The sequence below is a fragment of the Streptomyces sp. NPDC104371 genome, assembly GCF_055583785.1.
The window spans coordinates 962,908-987,591 of sequence record NZ_JBVJNF010000002.1 but is presented as its reverse complement, the minus strand read 5'-3'; the positions used below and the strand labels follow the sequence as shown (position 1 = coordinate 987,591).

At 71.6% G+C, this 24,684-nt stretch carries 19 protein-coding genes; 13 read left to right on the top strand and 6 right to left on the bottom strand.

Annotated features, from left to right (window positions below; translation table 11 throughout):
- Positions 1–10: 10 nt before the first annotated feature.
- Positions 11–1,207 carry a class I SAM-dependent methyltransferase gene (locus ACZ60T_RS10255; RefSeq protein WP_469665512.1) on the bottom strand — a complete coding sequence of 399 codons (1,197 nt, stop codon included), beginning with the start codon at positions 1,205–1,207 and terminating at the stop codon, positions 11–13.
- A gap of 90 nt (positions 1,208–1,297) precedes the next feature.
- Here ACZ60T_RS10255 and ACZ60T_RS10250 point away from each other — a divergent pair, with 90 nt between their 5' ends.
- The 4 genes from ACZ60T_RS10250 to groL all read left to right on the top strand — a co-directional run bounded on the left by ACZ60T_RS10250 (position 1,298) and on the right by groL (position 5,356).
- Positions 1,298–2,224 (top strand): polysaccharide deacetylase family protein, encoded by a 927-nt coding sequence (locus ACZ60T_RS10250; protein WP_469665511.1) that lies wholly within the window; start codon positions 1,298–1,300, stop codon positions 2,222–2,224.
- Entirely contained in the window at positions 2,221–3,060 is an 840-nt protein-coding gene (locus ACZ60T_RS10245; RefSeq protein WP_469665510.1) for a polysaccharide deacetylase family protein, read from the top strand. The genes ACZ60T_RS10250 and ACZ60T_RS10245 overlap by 4 nt, the downstream gene beginning before the upstream one ends.
- Positions 3,061–3,273: 213 nt before the next feature.
- Positions 3,274–3,582: a co-chaperone GroES gene (groES, locus tag ACZ60T_RS10240; RefSeq protein WP_252424665.1), complete on the top strand. Its 309-nt coding sequence runs from the start codon at positions 3,274–3,276 to the stop codon at positions 3,580–3,582.
- Between the two features lie 148 nt (positions 3,583–3,730).
- Positions 3,731–5,356 (top strand): chaperonin GroEL, encoded by a 1,626-nt coding sequence (gene groL, locus ACZ60T_RS10235; RefSeq protein ID WP_365634541.1) that lies wholly within the window; start codon positions 3,731–3,733, stop codon positions 5,354–5,356.
- A 73-nt stretch (positions 5,357–5,429) separates the two neighbouring features.
- Here groL and ACZ60T_RS10230 read toward each other — a convergent pair whose 3' ends face one another.
- The 3 genes from ACZ60T_RS10230 to ACZ60T_RS10220 form a co-directional block, all read right to left on the bottom strand.
- Entirely contained in the window at positions 5,430–6,137 is a 708-nt protein-coding gene (locus tag ACZ60T_RS10230) for an ester cyclase (protein ID WP_469665509.1), read from the bottom strand.
- 103 nt (positions 6,138–6,240) lie between these two features.
- Positions 6,241–7,014: an SDR family NAD(P)-dependent oxidoreductase gene (locus ACZ60T_RS10225; protein ID WP_469665508.1), complete on the bottom strand. Its 774-nt coding sequence runs from the start codon at positions 7,012–7,014 to the stop codon at positions 6,241–6,243.
- 77 nt (positions 7,015–7,091) lie between these two features.
- On the bottom strand, positions 7,092–7,778 hold the full coding sequence (locus ACZ60T_RS10220) for an MOSC domain-containing protein (RefSeq protein ID WP_469665507.1): 687 nt from the start codon (positions 7,776–7,778) through the stop codon (positions 7,092–7,094).
- A gap of 105 nt (positions 7,779–7,883) precedes the next feature.
- Here ACZ60T_RS10220 and ACZ60T_RS10215 point away from each other — a divergent pair, with 105 nt between their 5' ends.
- Complete coding sequence (locus ACZ60T_RS10215; protein WP_469665506.1) at positions 7,884–8,780, top strand: LysR substrate-binding domain-containing protein; 897 nt, start codon at positions 7,884–7,886, stop codon at positions 8,778–8,780.
- 118 nt (positions 8,781–8,898) lie between these two features.
- Here ACZ60T_RS10215 and ACZ60T_RS10210 read toward each other — a convergent pair whose 3' ends face one another.
- The gene (locus tag ACZ60T_RS10210; protein WP_252424677.1) at positions 8,899–9,231 is read right to left on the bottom strand and encodes a WhiB family transcriptional regulator; all 333 of its coding nucleotides are present in this window, start codon (positions 9,229–9,231) and stop codon (positions 8,899–8,901) included.
- Positions 9,232–9,613: 382 nt separating this feature from the next.
- Between ACZ60T_RS10210 and ACZ60T_RS10205 the strand changes: the two genes are divergently transcribed.
- From ACZ60T_RS10205 to ACZ60T_RS10190, 4 genes are all read left to right on the top strand, one after another.
- A complete protein-coding gene (locus ACZ60T_RS10205; RefSeq protein ID WP_003948568.1) occupies positions 9,614–10,225 on the top strand; it encodes a response regulator transcription factor in 612 nt (203 codons plus the stop codon).
- 310 nt (positions 10,226–10,535) lie between these two features.
- Positions 10,536–11,111, top strand: coding sequence for a sigma-70 family RNA polymerase sigma factor (locus tag ACZ60T_RS10200; protein ID WP_030571403.1), 576 nt, complete (start codon positions 10,536–10,538; stop codon positions 11,109–11,111).
- Positions 11,112–11,309: 198 nt separating this feature from the next.
- Entirely contained in the window at positions 11,310–12,818 is a 1,509-nt protein-coding gene (guaB, locus tag ACZ60T_RS10195) for an IMP dehydrogenase (RefSeq protein WP_469665505.1), read from the top strand.
- Positions 12,819–12,987: 169 nt separating this feature from the next.
- Positions 12,988–14,112 (top strand): GuaB3 family IMP dehydrogenase-related protein, encoded by a 1,125-nt coding sequence (locus ACZ60T_RS10190; RefSeq protein WP_469665504.1) that lies wholly within the window; start codon positions 12,988–12,990, stop codon positions 14,110–14,112.
- Positions 14,113–14,842: 730 nt separating this feature from the next.
- Here the strand turns inward: ACZ60T_RS10190 and ACZ60T_RS10185 are convergent.
- Positions 14,843–16,051 carry a nucleotide sugar dehydrogenase gene (locus tag ACZ60T_RS10185; protein ID WP_469665503.1) on the bottom strand — a complete coding sequence of 403 codons (1,209 nt, stop codon included), beginning with the start codon at positions 16,049–16,051 and terminating at the stop codon, positions 14,843–14,845.
- A 258-nt stretch (positions 16,052–16,309) separates the two neighbouring features.
- Here ACZ60T_RS10185 and ACZ60T_RS10180 point away from each other — a divergent pair, with 258 nt between their 5' ends.
- From ACZ60T_RS10180 to ACZ60T_RS10165, 4 genes are all read left to right on the top strand, one after another.
- Positions 16,310–18,031, top strand: a complete 1,722-nt coding sequence (locus ACZ60T_RS10180; protein WP_365634520.1) for a glycerol-3-phosphate dehydrogenase/oxidase — start codon at positions 16,310–16,312, stop codon at positions 18,029–18,031.
- Positions 18,032–18,336: 305 nt separating this feature from the next.
- Positions 18,337–20,337 carry a serine/threonine-protein kinase gene (locus tag ACZ60T_RS10175; RefSeq protein WP_469665502.1) on the top strand — a complete coding sequence of 667 codons (2,001 nt, stop codon included), beginning with the start codon at positions 18,337–18,339 and terminating at the stop codon, positions 20,335–20,337.
- A gap of 166 nt (positions 20,338–20,503) precedes the next feature.
- Positions 20,504–22,849 carry a protein kinase gene (locus ACZ60T_RS10170; RefSeq protein ID WP_469665501.1) on the top strand — a complete coding sequence of 782 codons (2,346 nt, stop codon included), beginning with the start codon at positions 20,504–20,506 and terminating at the stop codon, positions 22,847–22,849.
- Positions 22,850–23,029: 180 nt separating this feature from the next.
- A complete protein-coding gene (locus ACZ60T_RS10165) occupies positions 23,030–24,643 on the top strand; it encodes a serine/threonine-protein kinase (protein WP_469665575.1) in 1,614 nt (537 codons plus the stop codon).
- Positions 24,644–24,684 lie beyond the last annotated feature (41 nt).

Here is a 24,684-nt window from a genome sequence, read left to right as displayed (position 1 = left end):
GGCCTGGTGCTCAGACGTGGGCGGGGTGGCCCAGCAGCATCGTCGGCGCCCCCGCCACCCGCGTCAGGAACACGGTCACCGCGTTCCTGCCGTGCGGCTTGGGCAGGACCTTGCGGCGCAGCTCCTCCGGCTCCACCGCCGAGCCGCGCTTCTTCACGGTCAGGACGCCGACCTCCCGCTCCCGCAGCAGGGCCTTCAACTTCTTGACGTTGAAGGGGAGTCGGTCGGTGATCTCGTAGGCGGTGGCGTACGGGCAGGGGCGCAGCTCGTCCGCCGTCACATACGCGATCGTCGCGTCGAGGAGACCGCCGTCCAGCTCCTCGGCCACCTCCGCCACCAGATGCGCGCGGATCGCGGCGCCGTCGGGCTCGTAGAGATAGCGGCCGAGCGGGCGCACCGGGGGGTCCGGCAGGCCACGGCCGCGCAGCTCCCGCGGGCCGGGCAGCAGCGTGGCGCGCACGAGCCCCGGCTCCGTGCCGAACCACAGCACGGCCTCCTTCACATCCCCGCCGTCCGAGATCCACTCGGCCTCCGCCTCGGGCGGCACCGCCTCGTGCGGGATGCCGGGGGCGACCTTCAGGGCCGCGTGCGGGGCCTTCAGCGCCGTGGCCACGGCCCAGGACAGCGGCGGCGAGTAGGCCTCCGGGTCGAAGATCCGGCCGCCGCCCGACCGGCCCGACCGGCCGCCCCGCCGCGCCGGGTCGACGAAGACGGCGTCGTACGAGGACACGTCGACGTCCGTGACATCGGCCTCGCGCACCTCGATCAGCGCCGACAGACCGAGCGCCTCGGCGTTCGCCCGCGCCGCCGCCGCGGTCAGCGGGTCGCGGTCCACCGCGAGGACCCGGATCCCGGTCCGGGCGAGCGCGATGGCGTCACCGCCGATGCCGCAGCACAGATCGGCGACACTGGTCACGCCCAGGGCGCGCAGCCGCCGGGCGCGGTAGGTCGCGACGGTGGTCCGGGTGGACTGCTCGACGCCGTTCGGGGTGAAGAACATCCGCGCCGCGTCCTCGGCCCCGAACTTCGCCGCCGCCCGCTCGCGCAGCCGCGCCTGGGCGAGGGCCGCCGAGACCAGCTCGGCGGGGTGGTCGCGGCGCAGCCGGGTGGCGACGGCCAGCTCCTGTGCCGGAGCGGTGCCGCGCACCTCGTCGAGGAGGGCACGGCCCTCGGGGGTGCGCAGGGATGCGAAGGAGACGTCGTTCACCAGGCCATTGTCGGCCAGTCGGTGGATGGCGTGTGCCCGGTCGCGGTGTCGGCCCCCGGGGGCCGGGGGCGGCTGGAAGGATCCGGCACCATGCGGCTCGTACGACAAGATGACGAAGGGCGTGCGAAGCGTGTCCCCCGGCTCGGCGCGCTGTCCATGGCGTGCGCGGCCCTCGCCCTCCTGGCGCTCGCCGCCCTCGCCGCCGCCTGTTCCGGCGGCGGTGTGCCGGGAACGCTCGGCTCGCAGTCGCTGAAGGCGCCGCAGGGGCGCGCCCTCGACGGATACCCCGGCAAGCCGCCCTCGTACGCCCAGCGCGCGGCAGCCGCCACCCGCTGGGGGCTGGCCAAGGTGCCGCTGGTCGCGGCGCCCCCGGCGAAGAGGCCGGCCATCACCTTCCGCAAGGGCTTCGGGGTCCCGGGCGGCGCCGGTCTGCCCCCGGTGTTCACGAGCGTGCCCACCAAGGACAAGGTCGTCTTCCTCACCATCGACGACGGCACGGACAAGGACCCGGCGTTCCTGCGGATGATGAGCGAACTGCACGTCCCGTACACCGCGTTCCTCAGCGACACCGTCGTCGACGACGACTACGACTACTTCCGCGGGATGCGGGACCTCGGCGTCACGCTGGACAACCGCACCCTGCACGACCCCTATCTGCCCGGGATGTCCTACGAGGAACAGAAGAACGAGATCTGTGGCATGCAGGACGTGATGAAGGAGCAGTTCGGCAGGCGCCCGACGGTCTTCCGGTCACCGCAGGGCGCCTACGACAAGGAGACGCTGCGCGCCGCGCGGGACTGCGGCATCGCGTATGTGCCGCTCTGGAACGAGGAGATCTACCCCGACCACTGGGAGTACCGCGAGTGGGACCGCAGGCTGCACCCCGGCGACATCGTCCTGGCCCACTTCAAGGGCTCGTCGGACTGGGACGTCACGATGTCCGACCTGGTCCGCCGGTTCCTGAAGAAGGTCACCGACGACGGGTACGCGGTGGGGCGCCTGGAGGACTACCTGTGAGGGCGCGGCGGCCGGTGCGCGCGCTGCTCGGCGGGGCGCTCGTCCTGATGATCCTGTCCGGCTGCGCCCCCTCCGTCGACCCGATCGAACGGCTGGGCAAGAAGGCCGCGCAGAAGGTGCACCCCTCGCGCGGGCCGCACGAGGAGAAGTACCGCGACTGGGGCCTGGCCGCCCCGGTCACGCGCGCCCCCCGGCCGGTCCGCTCCCCGGGCCACGGCGCGGGTCCGGCGGGACCGGGCCTGCCGCCCGCCCTCGACCATGTGCCCACCCACGACAAGGTCGTCTTCCTGACCTACGGCGCGGACGCGGAGAAGGACCCCCGGTTCATCGACATGGTCCGTGAACTGCGGCTGCCGGTCAGCGTGTTCCTCGCGGACAGCTCGGTCGGACCCGAGTACGCGCGCGCCGCACGGCTGCGGGCGGCCGGTGCGAGCATCGAGAACCTCACCCTGCACCACGCCGAGCTGCGCGGGCTCTCCTACCGGGCGCAGCGCGCCGAGATCTGCGGCCAGCAGGAGCGGCTGAGGGTGCGTCTGGGCGGCCTGCACCCCCGGCTGCTGCGCCCGCCGTACGGCACCTACGACCGCACCACGTTCGAGGCGGCGGCGGACTGCGGGATCACCTCGCTGATCCTGTGGCGCCGGACGCCGGGCCGGAACCCCGACGCGTACGAGAGGGACGCGCCCCTGCGCCCCGGCGACATCCTCCGGCCCCATGTCCAGCCCCACGAGGAGGAGAGCCGCCCGCCCGCCCCCCTGACGACGGAGACGGCACGCCTGCTGCGCCGCATCCAGGAGAGCGGGTTCACGGTGGGGCGGCTGGAGGACTATCTCTAGGGCCCCGGCCGGGGCACGCGCGACGCCGCACCGCGCACAATTGGCACTCCGCTTGACCGAGTGCTAATCGCGGTCATAGTCTCGGCTCTGGCACTCACCACCGGAGAGTGCCAACACAGCGACGGGCAGGTCCGGCACCCGCGACGACGGATCGACCTGGTCGCCACCTCAGACAGTTAACCCCGTGAGATCTCCGAAGGGGGAGGTCGGATCGTGACGACCGCCAGCTCCAAGGTTGCCATCAAGCCGCTCGAGGACCGCATCGTGGTCCAGCCGCTCGACGCCGAGCAGACCACCGCCTCTGGCCTGGTCATCCCGGACACTGCGAAGGAGAAGCCCCAGGAGGGCGTCGTCCTCGCGGTCGGCCCGGGTCGCGTCGAGGACGGCAAGCGCGTCGAGCTCGACGTCAAGGTCGGCGACGTCGTGCTCTACAGCAAGTACGGCGGCACCGAGGTGAAGTACAACAACGAGGAGTACCTCGTTCTCTCGGCTCGCGACGTGCTCGCGATCGTCGAGAAGTAATTCACCGAAGCAGACTGCTTTGAGCTGCGCCCCTGGCCCCGCGACCGTTGACAGGCCGGGTGTCGGGGGCGCGGTTCGCTTTTCACCGCGATAGGCGGCTGCTCCGGGAGGGCTGCCGCGGATCGCAACGAGAGGACTGAAACGCTCCATGGCGAAGATCCTGAAGTTCGACGAGGACGCCCGTCGCGCCCTCGAGCGCGGCGTCAACAAGCTTGCCGACACGGTCAAGGTGACGATCGGCCCGAAGGGCCGCAACGTCGTCATCGACAAGAAGTTCGGTGCTCCCACCATCACCAACGACGGTGTCACGATCGCCCGCGAGGTCGAGATCGAGGACCCGTACGAGAACCTCGGCGCCCAGCTCGTGAAGGAGGTGGCGACCAAGACCAACGACATCGCGGGTGACGGTACGACCACCGCCACCGTGCTCGCCCAGGCCCTGGTGCGCGAGGGTCTGAGGAACGTCGCCGCGGGTGCCTCCCCGGCCTCCCTGAAGAAGGGCATCGACGCCGCCGTCAAGGCCGTCTCCGACGATCTGCTGGCCACCGCCCGCCCGATCGACGAGAAGTCCGACATCGCCGCCGTCGCCGCGCTGTCCGCCCAGGACCAGCAGGTCGGCGAGCTGATCGCCGAGGCGATGGACAAGGTCGGCAAGGACGGTGTCATCACCGTCGAGGAGTCCAACACCTTCGGTCTGGAGCTGGACTTCACCGAGGGCATGGCCTTCGACAAGGGCTACCTGTCCCCGTACTTCGTGACCGACCAGGAGCGTATGGAGGCCGTCCTCGACGACCCGTACATCCTGATCAACCAGGGCAAGGTCTCCTCCATCCAGGACCTGCTGCCGCTGCTGGAGAAGGTCATCCAGGCGGGTGCCTCCAAGCCGCTGCTGATCATCGCCGAGGACGTCGAGGGCGAGGCGCTCTCCACGCTCGTCGTCAACAAGATCCGCGGCACGTTCAACGCCGTCGCCGTCAAGGCCCCCGGCTTCGGCGACCGCCGCAAGGCGATGCTCCAGGACATGGCGGTCCTCACCGGCGCCACGGTCATCTCCGAGGAGGTCGGCCTCAAGCTCGACCAGGTCGGCCTGGAGGTGCTCGGCTCCGCCCGTCGCGTGACGGTCACCAAGGACGACACCACCATCGTCGACGGTGGCGGCAAGTCCGAGGACGTCGTCGGCCGCGTGGCCCAGATCAAGGCCGAGATCGAGAGCACCGACTCCGACTGGGACCGCGAGAAGCTCCAGGAGCGCCTCGCGAAGCTGGCCGGCGGCGTGTGCGTGATCAAGGTCGGCGCCGCCACCGAGGTGGAGCTGAAGGAGAAGAAGCACCGTCTGGAGGACGCCATCTCCGCGACCCGCGCCGCGGTCGAGGAGGGCATCGTCTCCGGTGGTGGCTCCGCGCTGGTCCACGCCTCCAAGGTGCTGGCGGACGGCCTCGGCAAGCAGGGCGACGAGGCCACGGGTGTCGCCATCGTGCGCCGCGCGGTCGTCGAGCCGCTGCGCTGGATCGCCGAGAACGCCGGCCTCGAGGGCTACGTCATCGCCTCCAAGGTCGCCGAGATGGACAAGGGCAACGGCTACAACGCCGCCACCGGTGAGTACGGCGACCTGGTCAAGGCCGGCGTCATCGACCCGGTGAAGGTGACCCGTTCCGCCCTGGAGAACGCCGCCTCCATCGCCTCCCTGCTGCTCACGACCGAGACCCTGGTCGTCGAGAAGAAGGAAGAGGAAGAGCCGGCCGCGGCCGGCCACGGCCACGGTCACGCCCACTGACCTGAGCCACAGGCGCCACTGAGGTCCGGCACCCCCACGGAGGGTGCCGGACCTTCGCGCTGTCCGGGTCCGGTCAGGTCTCCAGGGCGTCGAGCGCGCCGAGCTGCTCCATCAGCCCGAGCTGGTCGTGCTGCCACCAGGTCTCGGCGATCTTCCCGTCCTCGCTGAACCGCAGCAGGGTCATCCCGCTCATGGTGACGTCGCGCCCGGTGGGCGTGATCCCGAGGAACTCGCCCCGGTGCCGGGCGTTCCACGTCCACAGGACGCAGACCCGGTCGCCCTGGGCGATCACGTCATCGAGGGTGAACGTCGCGTCGAAGGCGCCGCGCCATACGTCGTACTCGCGCCGGAGCGCGTCGAGACCGATCGTGTCCTGGGCGTTGACGGGGTCGTGACTGTGGCAGTCCTCCGTGATCAGGTCGTTGAGCGGCGGCAGTTCGCCCGCGCTCGTCAGCGTCTCGAAGAACCGCCGGGCGTTCGCCGCGTACAACTGCTCGTCCCGGATCACGTCCAGCTCCGTGAACGTGGGCGTCCCGTCGCACAGGGCGACCATCTCGCGGAAGATCTTCTGGCTCTCGGGCAGATGCGCGGTGCGCATCGCCTCCTCGTACGAGGGGAACTCCACGATCTCGACGAAGTGCGAGTCGTCGGCCCGGTCCTTGCCGATCACGCTGTGCGTCGCGGTCCGTCTGCCCCGGGTCTGCTCGACCCACGCCTCCATGATCCGGTTCATCTCGTCGAACCGACGGGTCCTGCAGTCGATGAGCCGCACATATGTCATGACGCCGCCTCCGGCCCCCCTGAGTCCGGCAGATACGGTCAATTTTCCCACCCGAGCGCATCTGACGCCGCGCGCTGATCCACCAGGGATCACGGGACAGCCCTTAGCGCGGCCCGTACTTGCGCCCCGTCCGCGAGGTCACCCCGCCCAGCAGCCCGCGCGGCGTCACCTTCACCACGCCCATCAGCGCCTTGTACCGCGGGTCCGGAACGGACAGCGACTTGCCCCGGGCCAGATCCGTGAGCGCCGCGGCGACCAGCTTGTCCGCATCCAGCCACATCCAGTTCGGGATGTTGCTCGTGCCCATCCCGGCCCGCTCGTGGAACTCCGTACGGACGAAGCCCGGACACAGCACCATCAGCCGTACGCCCGAGTCGGCCAGGTCCCGCGCCGCGCCCTGCGTGAACTGCACGACCCACGCCTTGGACGCGCCGTAGGTGCCGCGCGGCACGAACGCCGCGACCGAGGCCACGTTGACGACCCCGCCGCGCCCGCGCGAGCGCATCGCCTCCGCCGCCGCGGTCGTCAGCCGCAGCACGGCCTCGCAGTGCACCTTGAGCATGCGCAGCTCGTCGGCCATCGGGACGTCGAGATAGCGGCCCTTGTTGCCGAAGCCCGCGTTGTTGATGAGCAGATCGACCGGGTTCCTGAGGTCGGACAGCCGCGCGGCCACCGTCTCGATGCCCTCGTCCGTCGCGAGGTCGGCCGCCAGCACCTCCACCTCGATGCCGTGCCGGTCGTGCAACTCCGTCGCCTGCTCCCGCAGCCGCTGGGCGTCGCGGGCCACCAGGACGAGATCATGGCCGTCGGCGGCGAGGCGTCGTGCGAACGCGGCGCCGATGCCCGCGGTCGCTCCCGTAATCAGAGCCGTTGTCATGGGCCAACGATAGTGACCCGGAGCGCACGGGTCCGCCCACCGGACAGGCCCGTTCACCCACTCTTCCGCCAACGCCCCTACGGCGTCGGCCGGTTGTCCGCCGCGTACGTGCCCACGTACTTCCGGGCCGCCGCCAGGCTCTCCGGATGCAGCGCCTCGCCCGCCGCCAACAGGCTTGGCAGCAGGTGCCGTTCCGTGGTCGACGCCCGGAACTGGAGGGCGACCGTCACCGCGTGGTCGGGTCGGTGCACGATTTCGATGGGGTCGCCGGCCCGGATCTCGCCGGGCTCGATCACCCGCAGATACGCGCCGGGCGCCCCCTGCCGCGTGAACCGCTTGACCCAGCCGCTCTCCCCGAGATGCCCCTGGAAGGTGCGGCACGGGATCCGCCCGGAGCTGACCTCGAGGAGCAGCTCGGCGCCGACGCGCCAGCGCTCGCCGATCAGCGCCCCGGACACGTCGATCCCCTGCGTGGTGAGGTTCTCGCCGAACGAACCGCTCGGCAGGGAACGGCCCAGCTCACGCTCCCAGGCGTCCAACTCCTCGCGGGCGAACGCGTAGACCGCCTGGTCGTCGCCGCCGTGGTGCCGCAGATCGCACACGGCGTCCCCGGCCAGCCCGCTCGCGCCCGTTCCCTTCGGTCCGGGCGCGGCCACCCGGACCGGCCCGTCCACCGGCCGCTTGTCGATACCGGTCACGCCGTCCGCCTGATCGGTGTACTCGACGGCCTCGGGACGACCCAGGTTCAGTGACAGAAGCTTCATGTCCGCACCGTAGGCGATACACGGGTCCACGGCGTAGGCGATATTGCGATCAAAGATTCAGCGCGATATTCGTCGCCGCACCCAAGAATCGCTTATGCTCAAAGCGTGATCGAGGCCCGACACCTCCGTGTGCTGCGCGCCGTGGCCGCCAGTGGCTCCTTCTCGGCGGCGGCGCGCGAACTGGGCTGCACCCAGCCCGCCGTCAGCCAGCAGATGAAGGCGCTGGAGACGTCCGTCGGCACGCCCCTGCTGATCCGCAGCGGCCGGGAGATGCGTCTGACGCAGGCCGGCGAGGCGCTGGTGCGGCATGCGACGGGCATCCTCGCCGGGCTGACCGCCGCCGAGGAAGAGGTCGCCGCCATCGCGGGCCTCAGGGCCGGCCGGGTCCGCCTCGTCTCCTTCCCGAGCGGCAGCTCCACGCTCGTCCCCACCGCGCTCGCCGCGCTGCGCGCCGCGCACCCCGGCACCCGGGTCTCCCTCGAGGAGGCCGAGCCGCCCGAGTCCGTCGAGAAGCTGCGCGCCGGTGACTGCGATGTCGCGCTCGCCTTCCGCTACGAGGGAGCGGCGGGCGCCGAGGAGTGGGACGACCTGATCGTCCGGCCCCTGCTCTCCGACCGCCTCGTCGCCCTGGTCCCCGAGCGCCATCGGCTGGCGCGCGCGGAGTCCGTCGCCATCGGCGATCTCGCGAAGGAGTCGTGGATCGCGGGCTGTTCGCGCTGCCGGGGCCAGCTCGTCCAGGTGTGCGAGAGCGCGGGCTTCTCACCGCGCATCGACTTCGCGACCGATGACTTCCCCGCGGTGGCCGGTCTGGTCGCGGCCGGTCTCGGGGTGGCCGTCCTGCCGCAGCTCGCGATCGAGTCCGTACGGCCGAGGGGCGCGCGTCCCATCGCGCTGGAGCCCGCGGTGCGGCGGGAGATCGTCGCGCTCACCCTGCCCGACCTGGCCCAGGTGCCGGCGGTGGCGGCGATGCTCGGGAAGCTGGCACGGGCGGCCGGACGCTGAGGCCGTCTGCCGTGCGGTCGTAACCGCCGGGCGGCATGTCCGGGTAACTCCCTTGGGCTACACCTGGCCGCACAAGTATGGGCACGCCCGTGCGTGCCCGCGTCGCAGAAACGTTCTTTCAGTTGTTCGGGGCGGCGGTGCCCCCGTTGGTCGTCGACGCCGGTACCAGCCGGTTGCGTGCTCGGCCCATCAGCTCTTCGCGCTCGTCCTCGGTCAGTCCGCCCCATACGCCGTACGGCTCGCGCACCGCCAGTGCGTGGGCCGCGCACTCCGCGCGTACGGGGCATCTCATACAGACCTCTTTGGCCGAGTTCTCGCGCGCGCTCCGCGCCGCGCCGCGTTCGCCTTCCGGATGGAAGAAGAGCGAGCTGTCGACCCCACGGCAGGCCGCATGGAGCTGCCAGTCCCACAGATCCGCGTTCGGTCCGGGAAGGCGGGAGAAGTCTGCCATTGCATGTCCCCTTGTTGCCGTTCTGGGCGGATATGTGTGCTTCCGACCGTACAACGACGATCTTAGGAGATGAAAATATGACTCATTGCGAATCTAGCTCCAGACACCAGCTAACGGGAAGAAAAGCGGCTAAATGGGGCATAGGTTGTGATGAAAGTTCGGGGGTCCGCGCGCATGTCTGCACCGTGTTCGCGCCCTCACGTACAGTGCCGAAGATGGCTTGCTGCACCGTAACTCTTTCGAGTGACCATCGTTGGAGAGTGCGGAGGCGGTTGAAAGAACAAGCGCTCGGGCAGGCGTCCGAGGGCGTCGACCGCTCAGGTGACGATTCGTAACCAGCCTGGAGGCTCAAGGTGACGCGCATCAGCTGCGGAGGGCGGTCATGACATCCGTCCTCGTCTGCGACGACTCCCCGCTTGCCCGAGAGGCGCTCCGCCGTGCGGTCGCGACCGTGCCCGGCGTCGAGCGTGTGACGACGGCGGCCAACGGCGAGGAAGTCCTCCGCCGCTGGGGCGCCGACCGCTCGGACCTGATTCTGATGGACGTACGCATGCCCGGTCTGGGCGGCGTCGAGACCGTACGACGGCTGCTGTCCGCGGACCCGGGAGCGCGCATCATCATGCTCACCGTCGCCGAGGACCTGGACGGCGTGGCGCTCGCGGTCGCCGCGGGCGCCCGCGGCTATCTGCACAAGGACGCCTCGCGCGCGGAGCTGCGGGCGACGGTGACGCAGGCCCTCGCCGACCCGACCTGGCGGCTCGCGCCGCGGCGGCTGCGCTCCGCCGAGATGGGCGCCGCGCCGACGCTCACCGCGCGGGAGATCCAGGTCCTGGAGGGCATGAGCCACGGGCGGTCCAACGCGGAGATCGGCCGGGAGCTGTTCCTCTCCGAGGACACGGTGAAGACGCACGCCCGGCGGCTGTTCAAGAAGCTCGGCGCCTCGGACCGCGCGCACGCGGTGGCGCTCGGCTTCCGCTGGGGCCTGGTCCGCTAAGTGGACCATCGCGGGGGTGCGCGGATCCCCGCCTGCCGCAGGGCGGGCGGGGCGCAGCGACCCCAGGCGGGTCCGGACGGCCCGCCTCGTACTCCCCTGACGCCGCTTGGCAACGGGGCTCGCCGGGTGCGCGCTGCTCGTTTCGCCGCGCATGCCGCATCCTTGAGGTGTGGAGTTCCTCGGGGACGAGTCGGTCGAGCGGGAGGGGAGGGCGCAGGAGATGGGTTCCGGCGCACCTGCTCATAACGCTTCGGTGCACAACTACGGACGCGGTGTCACGGATCGGACGACGTCAAGGCACCATGGATCGATGCGCGACGACGAGACAACGGTGATCGGTGCGCTCGTCCACCGTGCCGTCGACGGCGACGAGCAGGCGACCCATGACCTGCTCGCCCGCGTACACCCCCTGGCCCTGCGCTACTGCCGCACGCGCCTGTCCCGGCTGCCCGGCGACGCCCGGCACTTCGTCGAGGACCTGGCTCAGGAGGTCTGCGTCGCGGTGCTCCTGGCGCTGCCGCGCTACAAGGACACCGGGCGCCCCTTCGAGGCGTTCGTCTTCGCGATCGCCGCGCACAAGGTCGCGGACCTCCAGCGTGCGGCGATGCGCCATCCCGGCTCTACGGCGGTCCCCTCGGACGAGATGCCGGAGCGCCCGGACGACTCGCTGGGCCCCGAGGAGCGCGCGCTGCTGAGCAGCGACGCGGAGTGGGCCAAGAAGCTCCTGGCCAACCTTCCCGAGAACCAGCGCGAGCTGCTGCTGCTCCGTATCGCCGTGGGCTTGACCGCGGAGGAGACGGGACAGATGTTGGGAATGTCACCGGGGGCGGTGCGGGTGGCGCAGCACCGGGCGCTGAGTCGGCTGAGGGCGCTGGCGGAGCAGTAGCGAGCGCGCGCTGCCGGGCCGCCCTTGTGCGGCAAGCCCTTACAGGACATGGCCTTTCGGCCGTCACAAGACCAGTCGGGTCACCTGGTTCGTACATACGTACGAGACAGGGTCCCGTTATCGATCGTGGAATGAGAGGTCCGTGCTTCCCGTTAGCATGGACATCCGCACCGTTCAAGGCCATTTGGGGAAGGTGTCATGACTGCAAACGTCGACGGAGTGCCCGAGAAGTTCGCGACACTCGGGTTGACCTACGACGACGTGCTGCTGCTGCCGGGCGCGTCGGACATGGCGCCCGACGAGATCGACACCACCTCGCGCGTCTCCAAGAACGTCCGGGTCAACATCCCGCTGCTGTCCGCCGCCATGGACAAGGTCACCGAGTCGCGCATGGCGATCGCGATGGCCCGCCAGGGCGGCGTGGGCGTCCTGCACCGCAACCTCTCCATCGAGGACCAGGCCAACCAGGTCGACCTGGTCAAGCGCTCCGAGTCCGGCATGGTGGCCAACCCGATCACCATCCACCCGGAGGCCACCCTCGCCGAGGCCGACGCCCTGTGCGCGAAGTTCCGTATCAGCGGTGTCCCGGTCACCGACCCGGCCGGCAAGCTGCTCGGCATCGTCACCAACCGTGACATGGCCTTCGAGAACGACCGCTCCCGGCGGGTGCACGAGGTCATGACCCCGATGCCCCTGATCACGGGCACGGTCGGCATCTCGCGCGACGAGGCCATGGAGCTGCTGCGCCGCCACAAGATCGAGAAGCTTCCGCTGGTCGATGACGAGGGCCTCATCAAGGGTCTGATCACGGTCAAGGACTTCGTGAAGGCGGAGCAGTACCCGAACGCCGCCAAGGACACGAAGGGCCGCCTCCTCGTGGGCGCCGCGGTGGGCGTGGCGGGCGACGCCTTCGAGCGTGCCCAGGCCCTCATCGAGGCGGGCGTCGACTTCATCGTCGTCGACACCGCGCACGGCCACTCCCGGCTGGTCGGCGACATGGTCGCCAAGATCAAGTCGAACTCCTCGGGCGTGGACGTCATCGGCGGCAACATCGCCACGCGCGACGCCGCCCAGGCGCTCATCGACGCCGGTGTGGACGGCATCAAGGTCGGTGTCGGCCCCGGCTCCATCTGCACCACCCGTGTCGTCGCCGGTATCGGCGTCCCGCAGGTCACGGCCATCTACGAGGCCTCGCTCGCGGCCAAGGCGGCGGGCGTCCCGGTCATCGGCGACGGTGGCCTGCAGTACTCCGGCGACATCGCCAAGGCCCTGGTCGCGGGCGCCGACACGGTGATGCTCGGCTCGCTGCTCGCGGGCTGCGAGGAGTCGCCGGGCGAGCTGCTGTTCATCAACGGCAAGCAGTTCAAGTCGTACCGCGGCATGGGCTCCCTGGGCGCCATGCAGACCCGCGGCGACCGCAGGTCGTTCTCCAAGGACCGCTACTTCCAGGAGGGCGTCGCCTCCGACGAGCAGCTCATCCCGGAGGGCATCGAGGGCCAGGTGCCCTACCGCGGCCCCCTGTCCTCCGTCGTCCACCAGCTTGTTGGCGGCCTGCGCCAGTCGATGTTCTACGTCGGCGGCCAGACGGTGCCGGAGCTCCAGGACCGGGGCCGCTTCGTGCGCATCACCTCGGCGGGTCTCAAGGAGAGCCACCCGCACGACATCCAGATGACGGTCGAGGCGCCGAACTACAGCAACAAGAGGTGACGGACCCGCGCGCCGAAGGCGTCTGAGGCGCGCGGTTCCACGTCCGAGGGCGGCCCCGGAGCTTCCGGGGCCGCCCTCGTGCGTCCGTCGTCGTACGGGCGGGGCGGCCGTTGTCGCACCCGTCGGCGATACTGGAAGACGCTGAAACGCAGAGGGAAAGGCCACAGACGTGACTGAGATCGAGATCGGGCGCGGCAAGCGCGGCCGCCGGGCGTACGCCTTCGACGACATCGCCGTCGTCCCCAGCCGCCGTACGCGGGACCCGAAGGAGGTCTCGATCGCCTGGCAGATCGATGCCTACCGCTTCGAGCTGCCGTTCCTGGCCGCCCCCATGGACTCGGTCGTCTCCCCGGCCGCCGCGATCCGTATCGGAGAGCTGGGCGGCCTCGGTGTGCTGAACCTCGAAGGCCTGTGGACGCGGTACGAGGACCCGCAGCCGCTGCTCGACGAGATCGTCGGGCTGCCCACGGACGTCGTGACCCGCCGCCTCCAGGAGATCTACGCCGCTCCCATCAAGGAGGAGCTGATCGGGCAGCGCATCAAGGAGGTGCGCGACTCGGGCGTGGTCACCGCCGCCGCGCTCTCCCCGCAGCGCACGGCCCAGTTCTCCAAGGCCGTCGTCGACGCGGGCGTGGACGTCTTCGTGATCCGCGGTACGACGGTCTCGGCGGAGCATGTCTCCCACTCGCACGAGCCGCTGAACCTGAAGCAGTTCATCTACGAGCTGGACGTCCCGGTGATCGTCGGCGGCTGCGCCACCTACACCGCGGCCCTGCACCTGATGCGCTCCGGCGCGGCCGGTGTGCTGGTCGGCTTCGGCGGCGGCGCCGCGCACACCACGCGCAACGTCCTCGGCATCCAGGTCCCGATGGCGACCGCGGTCGCGGACGTGGCGGCTGCCCGCCGTGACTACATGGACGAGTCCGGCGGCCGGTACGTCCACGTGATCGCGGACGGCGGCGTCGGCTGGTCCGGCGACCTGCCGAAGGCGATCGCCTGCGGCGCGGACGCCGTGATGATGGGCTCCCCGCTCGCCCGCGCCACGGACGCGCCGGGCCGGGGCAACCACTGGGGCATGGAGGCCGTCAACGAGGAGCTGCCGCGGGGCAAGAAGGTCGACCTGGGCACGGTCGGCACCATCGAGGAGGTCCTCACGGGCCCGTCGCACACCCCGGACGGCTCGATGAACTTCTTCGGCGCCCTGCGCCGCGCCATGGCGACCACCGGCTACAGCGAGCTGAAGGAGTTCCAGCGCGTCGAGGTGACGGTGGCGGACTCGCAGCACCGGCGCTGATCTGACGCCGCGCTCGGCTTGAGCGACGAAGGGCCGGCCCGGTCCACCTCCACGGGTGGACCGGGCCGGCCCTTCGTATGCCCAAGTGCCCTGGTGAGGGGGCGCGTTGTGCGGTCGGGGGGCGCGCGGTTGCCTTCGGGGCGAATACGCCGGGGAGGGCGGTGCCGAGCCGCTAGTGTCCGTGTTCGGCGACCCCGTTCTCTGGGGCGCCCCCTTCCAAGGACCTGGACCGGACCCCGCCCCTCGGGGCCCGGCCCGATTCCGACGGACCGCCTACCGGGTCAATGGGCGGCATCGTGGAAGGGGGCGCGTCCATGGGGCGTCACCGCAGGCCCACCCGCTGGGATCGAATCCGTCTGTGGACGGTGAAGTGCCGGAGGAGGTGGATCTTGCGGATCTTTGGATGGTGAGCGGCCACCCCTACGAGACCTAGGGGTGGACACTCCGTGAACCATCGTGGAGCCTGCCGCAGTACCCGCTGCGGCGGGCTCCGCCTATTGCACGGTACCGGATCCACCGTCAGGCGGCCCGGCACCGTCATAGAGGTGATCTCGCGGATTTACGGGAAGTGAGCGGCCACCCCTATAGAGAGTAGGGGTGGACACTCCGTGAACCATCGTGGAGCCTGCCGCAGTACCCCCTGCGGCGAGCTCCGCCCGCCCCACGCTAGCGGCGCAGCCGCCCCCCGCGCCACCGGACCCGGAGGCACACCCGCCCCCGTGCGCCCCCTTCACAAGCGATGCGCCGCCCCTGTAGGTGTGGCCCCTCGGGTGTCCAGCAGGAGTTGGGCCTTCACCGACAGCCCCTGGAGGTCGTACGTGCGGTGGTGCTGGAGCAGGATCGTCAGGTCCGCGTCGGTCGCGGCCTCGTAGAGGGAGTCCGCGCGGGGGATCGGGCGGTCGAGGACGCTCCAGGCGGGGACGTACGGGTCGTGGTAGCTGACGGAGGCGCCGAGTTCCAGCAGGCGCAGGGCGATCTCCCGGGCGGGGGAGGCCTGGAGGTCGGCGAGGTCCGGCTTGTAGGTCACGCCGAGCAGCAGGACGCGTGCGCCGCGGGCCGACTTGCCGTGCTCGTTCAGGAGTGTGGCGGCGCGCTGGACGACGTACTGGGGCATCCGGCTGTTGACCTGCTGCGCCAGTTCGACCATGCGCAGGGTGCGCCCGGTCGGGCCCGCGAGGTCCTGGGGGACGGCGTGGCCGCCGACGCCGGGGCCGGGGCGGAAGGCCTCGAAGCCGAACGGCTTGGTCTCCGCGCAGCGGACGACGTCCCACAGATCGACGCCCAAGTCATGGCAGAGGACGGCCATTTCGTTGACCAGGGCGATGTTGACCTGCCGGTAGTTCGTCTCCAGCACCTGGACGGTCTCCGCCTCGCGCGGGCCGCGCGCACGGACCACCTTGTCGGTGAGGCGCCCGTAGAAGGCGGCGGCGGACTCGGTGCAGGCGGGGGTCAGACCGCCGATCACCTTCGGGGTGTTGGCGGCCCCGAAGTCGCGGTTGCCGGGGTCGACGCGGCTCGGCGAGTACGCGAGGTGGAAGTCGCGTCCGGCGCGCAGCCCCGAGCCCGCTTCGAGCAGCGGACGCAGGAACTGCTCCGTGCTGCCCGGCGGCACCGGTGACTCCAGGATCACGGTGGTGTACGGGCGGAGCCGCTCGGCGAGCGCGCGGGCGGCGCTCTCCAGTTGACCGAGGTCGAGCCCGCCGCCCGCGCCGCGTGGGACCGGGGCGCAGATGACGGCGGTACGGACCCGGCCCAGCTCGGCGGCGTCGTCGGTCGGCCGGAAGCCCCCCGAGAGCAGTCTGCGTTGTTCGGCGGCGGTGAGGGAACCGGCCTCAGACCCCGTCCGGTATCCGATCGTGGAGATGCCGGCGGCGACGGCGGCCTGGGCCAGGGGCAGGCCGAGATGACCGAGTCCGATGACGGCGAGGTCTGCGGGCATGGGTGAGCCGTCCTTCGCGGTAGCCGAAGCGGGACAGGTGTGCAAGCCGTGTGGACAGAATGAGCGAGTGCAATGTCAGACTAGGAGTAAATATGACCGATTTGCGGGATTGACGGGGCGCGTTTCTCGTGAGTTGTCCACAGGCGGTGAGTGCGTGGTGGCCGAAGCCGGACATCCCGGTCAGACTTTGGGCAGGGGGATGTGAGCCGAGCCTCGCCCGGTGGGTGGGGCCGACGCGACAGACGGCGGGAGGCAGCGGTGAGGACAGCGGCACTGGGACCGGCGCAGCGCGCCGAGTCACTGGCGGAGATGGCCGAGCGCGAGCTGGACGTGCTGGTCGTGGGCGCGGGCGTGGTCGGCGCGGGCACCGCGCTGGACGCCGCCACGCGCGGTCTGTCCACGGGCCTCGTCGAGGCGCGGGACTGGGCGTCGGGCACCTCCAGCAGGTCGAGCAAGCTGATACACGGCGGTCTGCGCTATCTGGAGATGCTCGACTTCGCGCTCGTCCGTGAGGCGTTGAAGGAGCGCGGGCTGCTGCTGGAGCGTCTCGCGCCGCATCTCGTGAAGCCGGTCGCGTTCCTGTATCCGTTGCAGCACAAGGGCTGGGAGCGGCTGTACGCGGGCTCGGGCGTCGCGCTCTACGACGCCATGTCGATGGCGCGCGACCACGGCCGGGGACTGCCGATGCACCGTCACCTGAGCCGCCGTCAAGCGCTCCTCGTGGCCCCCTGCTTGAAGAAGGACGCGCTGGTCGGGGCCTTGCAGTACTACGACGCGCAGGTGGACGACGCCCGCTATGTGACGACGCTGGTGCGTACGGCCGCGGCGTACGGCGCGAAGGTCGCCAACCACGCGCGCGTCACCGGGTTCCTGCGCGAGGGCGAACGGGTCGTCGGCGCCACGGTGCAGGACGTGGAGGGGGGCGGGCGGTACGAGATCCGCGCCCGGCAGATCGTCAACGCGACGGGGGTGTGGACCGACGACACCCAGGCGATGGTGGGCGAGCGCGGTCAGTTCCATGTACGGGCGTCCAAGGGCATCCACCTGGTCGTACCGAAGGACCGGGTGCACGCGACCTCGGGGCTGATCCTGCGGACCGAGAAGTCCGTCCTGTTCGTCATCCCGTGGGGGCGCCACTGGATCATCGGGACGACCGACACCGACTGGGACCTCGACAAGGCGCACCCGGCGGCCTCCAGCGCGGACATCGACTATCTGCTGGAGCGGGTGAACTCCGTCCTGTCGGTGCCGCTCACGCGGGACGACGTGGAGGGTGTGTACGCGGGCCTCAGACCGCTGCTCGCGGGGGAGTCCGACGCCACCAGCAAGCTGTCGCGCGAGCACACCGTGGCGCATCCGGTGCCCGGTCTCGTGGTCGTGGCGGGCGGCAAGTACACGACGTACCGGGTGATGGCCAAGGACGCCGTCGACGAGGCGGTGCACGGCCTGGACCAGCGCGTCGCCGAGTGCGTCACCGAGGACATCCCGCTGCTGGGCGCCGAGGGCTACCCCGCGCTGTGGAACACCCGGGCGCGCACGGCGGCGCGTACCGGGCTGCATGTGGTCCGGGTGGAACACCTGCTGAACCGGTACGGCGCGCTGGCGGAGGAGATCTTCGAGCTGATCGCGGCCGACCCCTCGCTCGGTGAACCCCTCACGGCGGCCGACGACTATCTGCGGGCCGAGGTGGTGTACGCCGCCTCCCACGAGGGCGCGCGGCATCTGGACGACGTACTGACCCGGCGGACGCGTATCTCGATCGAGACGTTCGACCGCGGCACGCGCAGCGCGCGGGAGGCGGCCGAGCTGATGGCGCCGGTGCTCGGCTGGAGCGAGGGCCGTATCGCACGTGAGGTCGAGCACTACGAGAAGCGGGTGGAGGCGGAGCGCGAGTCGCAGCGGCAGCCCGACGACCTGACGGCGGACGCGGCGAGGCTCGGGGCGCCGGACATCGTGCCCGCGGTGGGCGACCTGGGGTAAGACCGCGGTAAGGGAATGGCCCGTCCGGCCCGGGACGTTCGGCGCGGCGGCGCCGGAATCCTTCCCGTCCGCGGCCCATCATGGAGGGCGGCTCGACGCGGGGCCGGGCGAGAGCCGATCCTGGTCGGACGGGCGCGACGGCGGTATCGGCGTCCGCCGAAGGCCCGGGACCGCCGTGTCCACCGTGCCGACACACCGTCAGGTGGGGAGCGGGACGCCGATCCAGGGGCACCCCTGGGCGTCGGGCAGGTCCGAACGTGAGGGACAATGAAGGCTCTGTCAGGGCGGGTTGCATGAGGGGACGCATGTCGGAGGCGGAGCGGGCGGGGTCATCCCACCAGGACAAGAGCGAACGTCTCCTCGCCGGTCGCTACCGGCTGGGGGAGGTACTCGGCCGCGGCGGCATGGGCACGGTGTGGCGCGCCAAGGACGAGACCCTCGGCCGTACGGTCGCCGTCAAGGAGCTGCGGTTCCCGTCGAGCATCGACGAGGAGGAGAAGCGCCGGCTCATCACGCGCACGCTGCGCGAGGCCAAGGCGATCGCCCGGATCCGCAACAACGGCGCCGTGACCGTCTTCGACGTGGTCCAGGAGGACGACCGGCCCTGGATCGTCATGGAGTTGATCGAGGGCAAGTCGCTCGCCGAGGCCATCCGTGAGGACGGGCTGCTGGACCCCAGGCGCGCCGCCGAGGTCGGGCTGTCGGTCCTCGACGTGCTGCGCGCCGCGCACCGCGAGGGCATCCTGCACCGCGACGTCAAGCCGTCGAACGTGCTGATCGCCGAGGACGGCCGGGTCGTCCTCACCGACTTCGGCATCGCCCAGGTGGAGGGCGACCCGTCCATCACCTCCACCGGCATGCTCGTCGGCGCCCCCTCGTACATCTCGCCCGAGCGGGCGCGCGGGCACAAGCCGGGCCCGGCGGCCGACCTGTGGTCGCTCGGCGGGCTGCTCTACGCGGCCGTCGAGGGTGTGCCGCCCTACGACAAGGGGTCGGCGATCGCCACGCTGACCGCGGTGATGACCGAGCCGCTGGAGGAGCCGAAGCACGCCGGTCCGCTGCGGAACGTCATCTACGGGCTGCTCGCCAAGGACCCGCAGCAGCGGTTGGACGACGAGGGCGCGCGGGCGATGCTCCAGGAGATCGTCCATGCCCCCGCGCCGAAGGACGAGCTCCCGGCGGACGCGACGCGGGTCATCGAGGCGCCTCCGGTGCCCAAGGAGCTTGCGGACAAGGGGAGTACGGGGTCCGGGGGCAAGCGGGGCGAGGAGGCCGCCGAGCGGCTGCGCGGCGCGCTGCGCTCCGTACGCAAGGCCGCCGCGGCCCCGGCCGAGAGCGCGGCGGCGCCCACCGCCGCGGCGGACAAGCCCGCCGCCGAGGCGTCCGGCGCGGGAGCCGCGTCGGCGGGCGCTCGGGGCGACAGTGCCACCGCCGTGTCGAACTCCGGTGCCCCGAAGTCGAGTTCGGGTTGGCCCGTCGTGCCGGACCCGGACCGTCCGCCGCGGCCCGCGACGCCGCCGCGGGCGCCGCTCACGGACGTGGTGTCGAAGCGGACGCTGGTGATCATCGCCGCGGTCGTGGTCCTCGCCGTGCTCGGCACCGTGCTCGCGTTCACCCTCAAGGACGACGGCAGCGGCGCGCAGGACGGCAAGGAGGGCGGCACCAAGGCCGCCGCGACCGCCGACGCGGGCCCCGGGAGCGGGCACAAGGACGGCGGCGCCCGTACGGACGGCGGCAGCACGAGCGACACCGCCACGGACGGCGCGGAGGGGCAGAAGTCCGCGGACGCCTCGCCGCCCGCGGGCAAGGGCGACGACAAGCCCTCCGGCGACTCCTCCGGCTCGTCGGGCGACAAGGGTGACAAGAGCGACCAGGGCGCAGCCTCGACGCACAAGAGCGGCCAGGGTTACGCGATAGGCCTCCCCGCGGGCTGGAAGTACCAGAAGTCGGACTCGGCGGGGGACCGGTTCACCGGGCCCCACGGTCAGCGGCTGCTCGTCGGCTGGACCTCCACGCCCAAGGGCGATCCGGTGGCCGACTGGAACCAGCAGGAGCGCTACATGGTGCGCCCCCAGTACAAGCGGGTCCACATCAAGGCGGTGGACTACCGCGGCTGGAACACGGCCGACTGGGAGTTCACCTACGCCGACGGGGGCACCGCCTACCGGGTGATCGACCGCGGATTCGTCGTCAACTCCCATCAGGGGTACGGGCTGATGTACACGGCGAAGGCGGACGAGTGGGACGGCAAGCTCCGCAAGGACACGTGGAAGACGCTGACCCAGACCTTCCAGCCGAAGTCGTGACGTACCGCTCGGTGAACTGACGTTCCGTACGGTCCACTTGCGGGGAGATATGACATCCCCGGGTTGTGGGTTGCGTTCGGCACGTATCGTGAAGCACTGCGGACCGTACGAAGCCGGAACGGGGCGTCAGCCGAACGCAAGACCAAGGGCGGCCGGGGGAGGCAGCGTGGACGACTATGCGGGACGGGTGCTCGCCGACCGCTACCGCCTGCCGTTGCCGCCCTCCGACGCGTTCGAACTCGCCGAGACGCGCGCCTTCGACAGCTACAGCGGACAGGAAGTCCTCGTACGCCAGGTGCCGTTGCCCGAGATCGTCGAGGCGGAGGTGCTCGGCGCGGACGGGCTGCCCGAGGGGTTCGTCCCGCAGGACGGCAGGGCCCCCGGCGCCTTCGCCCGGTCGGCGGCCACGCGTCGGCCCACCGATCCGGCGGTACGGCGCGCGATCGAGGCCGCCCAGGCCGCCGCGCAGGTACCCGACCACGCCCTGCTCGACCAGGTCTTCGACGTGTTCGCCGAGGCCGGTTCGCTGTGGATCGTGAGCGAGCTGGTCCCGGCGAGGCCGCTGGCGGCGCTGCTCGCCGAGCAGCCGCTGACGCCCTACCGCGCGGCGGAGGTCGCCTCCGACGTCCTCACGGCGCTGTGCGTCCTGCACGCGCACGGCTGGGTGCATCGCAACGTCACCGCGCGCACGGTGCTCGTCTGCGACGACGGCCGGGTGATGCTGACCGGTCTGGCGGCCGGTGCCGCGGAAGAGGCGCTGTGCGGCTACGACCCGGTCCCCGTGCCGGAGTTCGACACCGGCACCGAGCCGCCCGAGCCGAGTGGCGCCCCGCACGGCATCGACGCCGAGGCCGCGCGGCGGGCCGCGATCGAGGCCCGGGGCGGCGGCGCACCGTCGACAGCGGCAGCCCTGGGGCCCGGCACGCTGGGCTCCGCCGGAGATGTGCGGGCCGCGCGCGCCGGGGCGATCGCCGCGTACCGCGCCGGGGCGCGCGCCGCGGCACAGGCGCAGGACGAGCAGCGCGGCGGCCCGGCGGCCCTGTCGCCGCCCGGCCCGGCCGACAGCGGCGCGGCGTTACCGGCGCAGACGTCCGGGCCCGGAGCGGAAGCCCTCGCCAAGCCTCCGCCCGGACAGATCGTCGACCCGTACGGGGTGGGCGACACGGCCTCCATGCCCGTACCCGGCCCCGCGGAGCCCCTTCACGAGGAGCCCGCGCCCGAGGTTCCGGACAGCCACGGTCCAGGGCCGTGGGGCCACCGCGGCCCCGCCACCGCGCTCGCCGCCGAGCGTGCGCGGCAGGCGCGGATGGCCGTCGTCGGGCCCGTCACCGAGCGGTGGGCGCCCGAGCAGGCCGGTCCCGTGCACGAGAACTGGCAACTGGCCCCGCCGATCGGCCCCGCGACCGACCTCTGGGCGCTGGGCGCGCTGCTCTTCCGGGCCGTCCAGGGCCACGCGCCGTATCCCGAGGACAGCACCACCGAACTGGTCCAGCTCGTCTGCGCCGAACCGCCCGCCTACGCCGAGGAGTGCGGCCCGCTGCGCCCCGTCGTGGAGTCCCTGCTGCGGCAGGACCCGGACGAGCGGCCCGACGTCGAGGAACTGCGCGGCTGGCTGCGGTCGCTCATACGGTCCGCGCCCGAGCCCGAGGCGGGCCAGCAGGTCGTCCCGGCGCCGCCCGCCGACCCCACGCGGCTGCCGATCGTGCGGCGCCGCGGCGAACTGGTCCGCCGTCGCCGCGCCCGGTCCGAGACCGGCCCGGCCCGCCACCGGCGCGCCCGCGAGGAGCGGCAGCGACCGCCCCGCCGACTCGGCCGCACCCTGATCCTGCTGGTCCTGACCGGCATGACCGCCGCGATCACGTTCGCCCTGGTGTACCTGCCGAAAGCCGCGTCCGGTGGTGGTGACACCGCGGAGGAGCGCACCAGTGCCGCAGGTGACGTCAGCCCCGCGCCCCAGCAGTCGGAGCCGGGCGACGCCCAGGAGCCGAGCCCGACCACCTCCAAGAGCCCTACGGAATCGGCCGGTTCGGCCCAGACGCAGACCAACGACCTTCAGGTCGCCGAGGGTTTCACCCTGCGCAAGGACCCCGAGGGCTTCCGCGTCGCCGTGGCGAACGGCTGGACCCGTACGCCGAAGAACGGGAGCGGCCAGATCGTGTACTCGCACGGCGACTTCCAGCTCATCGTGGTCCCCGGGCGCGACAGCACGAAGCGGTACAGCAGCGATCCGCTGATCTACCAGCGGGAGTCGGAGCCCGAACTCCAGCCGTTCCGCAGCTCCAGTTGGGCGTCCTCCAGCGGCATGCGGCGTATCGACGTCGGCGAACGCACGCAGGCCGAGGGACAGTTCACCTGGACCGACGCGAGCGGGCGCGCGCTGTTCGTCCGCAACCTCGCCGTTCTCGTCGGCGGCCACTACCACGTGGTGCAGATCCGCGGCCCCGAGGCCGAACGCGACGAGGTCACGCGGCTGTACGAGCAGGCGGAGCAGACCTATCAGGCGAGCCGCTGAGGGGACGTCAACCAACCTGTGCCTGAAGTGAGTCAGGGCCATGCGGTGCGATGGTTGCGTACGGTGAGGGAAGGGAGAACCGTCACAGTGCGGTCTCCGAACGGCCCCGTCGGTTCCCTGCGGGGGAGCCGCTCTCTAGTCTGACCCTCGTCAAGACCATTGCGGGGGAATGTGAACCAGATGCAGGGCCTGCTCCTCGCGGGCCGCTACCGTCTCGTCGACGCCATCGGCAGCGGGGGCATGGGCCGGGTGTGGCGCGCCCACGACGAGGTGCTGCACCGCCCAGTGGCGATCAAGGAACTGACCGCCGCTCTGTATGTCACGGACAGTGACCGGGCGGTGCTGCTGGCCCGGACCCATGCCGAGGCACGGGCCGCCGCACGCATCAACCACTCGGCCGTGGTCACGGTCCATGACGTGCTGGAACACGACAACCGGCCATGGATCGTCATGGAGTTGGTCGAGGGCGAATCGCTGGCCGACGCGATCAAGGAGCGCGGCCGGATCGAGCCCGCCGAGGCCGCCCGGATCGGGCTGTGGGTGCTGCGCGCCCTGCGTGCCGCGCACGCCGCGGGCGTACTGCACCGCGATGTGAAGCCCGGCAACGTACTGCTCGCCGCCGACGGACGGGTGCTGCTCACCGACTTCGGGATCGCCCAGGTCGAGGGTGACGCCACCATCACCCGTACCGGCGAGATCGTCGGCTCCGTCGACTACATAGCCCCCGAGCGCGTACAGGGCCATGACCCGGGCCCCGCCTCGGACCTGTGGGCGCTCGGCGCCACGCTGTACACGGCGGTGGAGGGCACCTCGCCGTTCCGGCGGACCTCTCCGCTGACCACCATGCAGGCCGTGGTCGGTGAGCAGGCCCCGCCGCCGCGGTCCGCCGGGGCGCTGGAGCCGGTGATGACGGCGTTCCTGTGCAAGGACCCCGCCGCGCGGCCCGACGCGGCGCAGGCCGAGCAGATGCTCGCCGAGGCGGCGGAGGGGCGGCGGCCGAAGACGGCACAGGAGTACGTGGCGACCCAGCGTCTGGACCTGGGCGGCGCCGGGGACACGGCCGCGCGGCCTCCGCGGACGGGGGGTCCGGCAGCGTCCGGCGACACCCTGTACCAGCCCGCGCCGCCGCCCGCGCCCCGTCCCCGCCGCCGTGGCCGGACGATCGCGCTGGCTCTCGCGCTGGCCGCGGTCGTGGGCACGGCGGGCGCGGTGGTCGTGGACCAGCTCGGCAAGCGCGACGGCGAGACCGCCGCGTCCGCGGGGGAGGCGGCCGGGGCGGCCGCCACGCACGGGGCACAGTCCCCGCCGAGGCCGGGCGCCCTCCCCGAGGGGTGGGTCCGGGTGAACGACCCAGTGGGCTTCAGCCTCGTCCTGCCCGGTGCGCAGTGGAAGCGGCAGGCGTTCGACGCCCATCAGATCGACTACACGCCCGACGGCGGCAAGCACTTCATCCGCATCGCCGTCGACACCTCCCCGGACTACGACGACCCGTTCCAGCATCAGCGCGACCTGGACCAGCAGCTCGCGCGGCTGGCCAAGTACCGGCGGGTGAGCCTGGAGGCCAACATCTACCGGGACAGCAGGGGTTCGCTGTGGGACTACACCTGGACCGCCCTGCCCAAGGACACGTCCTTCCCGGGGCCGCGCCATGCCGTCGAGCAGATGTACGTGACCCGCGGCGGTGTCGAGTACGCCCTCTACATGTCCGGCCCCGAACAGGACTGGCAGACCACGCGTGAGCAGTTCGACGTGCTGCTGCGGGGATGGCGTCCCCGGCCGGCCGACCGGCCCTGACGGCCCGAGCGCGTACGTCGCTTGTCGGCCACCTGCCGTTC

Excerpts from the sequence above, each read along its gene's own strand:
- ACZ60T_RS10250 (WP_469665511.1), top strand. The coding sequence starts at position 1,298 with ATGCGGCTCGTACGACAAGATGACGAAGGGCGTGCGAAGCGTGTCCCC.
- groL (WP_365634541.1), top strand. The coding sequence starts at position 3,731 with ATGGCGAAGATCCTGAAGTTCGACGAGGACGCCCGTCGCGCCCTCGAG.
- ACZ60T_RS10230 (WP_469665509.1), bottom strand. The coding sequence starts at position 6,137 with ATGACATATGTGCGGCTCATCGACTGCAGGACCCGTCGGTTCGACGAG.
- ACZ60T_RS10225 (WP_469665508.1), bottom strand. The coding sequence starts at position 7,014 with ATGACAACGGCTCTGATTACGGGAGCGACCGCGGGCATCGGCGCCGCG.
- ACZ60T_RS10220 (WP_469665507.1), bottom strand. The coding sequence starts at position 7,778 with ATGAAGCTTCTGTCACTGAACCTGGGTCGTCCCGAGGCCGTCGAGTAC.
- ACZ60T_RS10210 (WP_252424677.1), bottom strand. The coding sequence starts at position 9,231 with ATGGCAGACTTCTCCCGCCTTCCCGGACCGAACGCGGATCTGTGGGAC.
- ACZ60T_RS10205 (WP_003948568.1), top strand. The coding sequence starts at position 9,614 with ATGACATCCGTCCTCGTCTGCGACGACTCCCCGCTTGCCCGAGAGGCG.
- ACZ60T_RS10200 (WP_030571403.1), top strand. The coding sequence starts at position 10,536 with ATGCGCGACGACGAGACAACGGTGATCGGTGCGCTCGTCCACCGTGCC.
- guaB (WP_469665505.1), top strand. The coding sequence starts at position 11,310 with ATGACTGCAAACGTCGACGGAGTGCCCGAGAAGTTCGCGACACTCGGG.
- ACZ60T_RS10185 (WP_469665503.1), bottom strand. The coding sequence starts at position 16,051 with ATGCCCGCAGACCTCGCCGTCATCGGACTCGGTCATCTCGGCCTGCCC.
- ACZ60T_RS10175 (WP_469665502.1), top strand. The coding sequence starts at position 18,337 with ATGTCGGAGGCGGAGCGGGCGGGGTCATCCCACCAGGACAAGAGCGAA.
- ACZ60T_RS10165 (WP_469665575.1), top strand. The coding sequence starts at position 23,030 with ATGCAGGGCCTGCTCCTCGCGGGCCGCTACCGTCTCGTCGACGCCATC.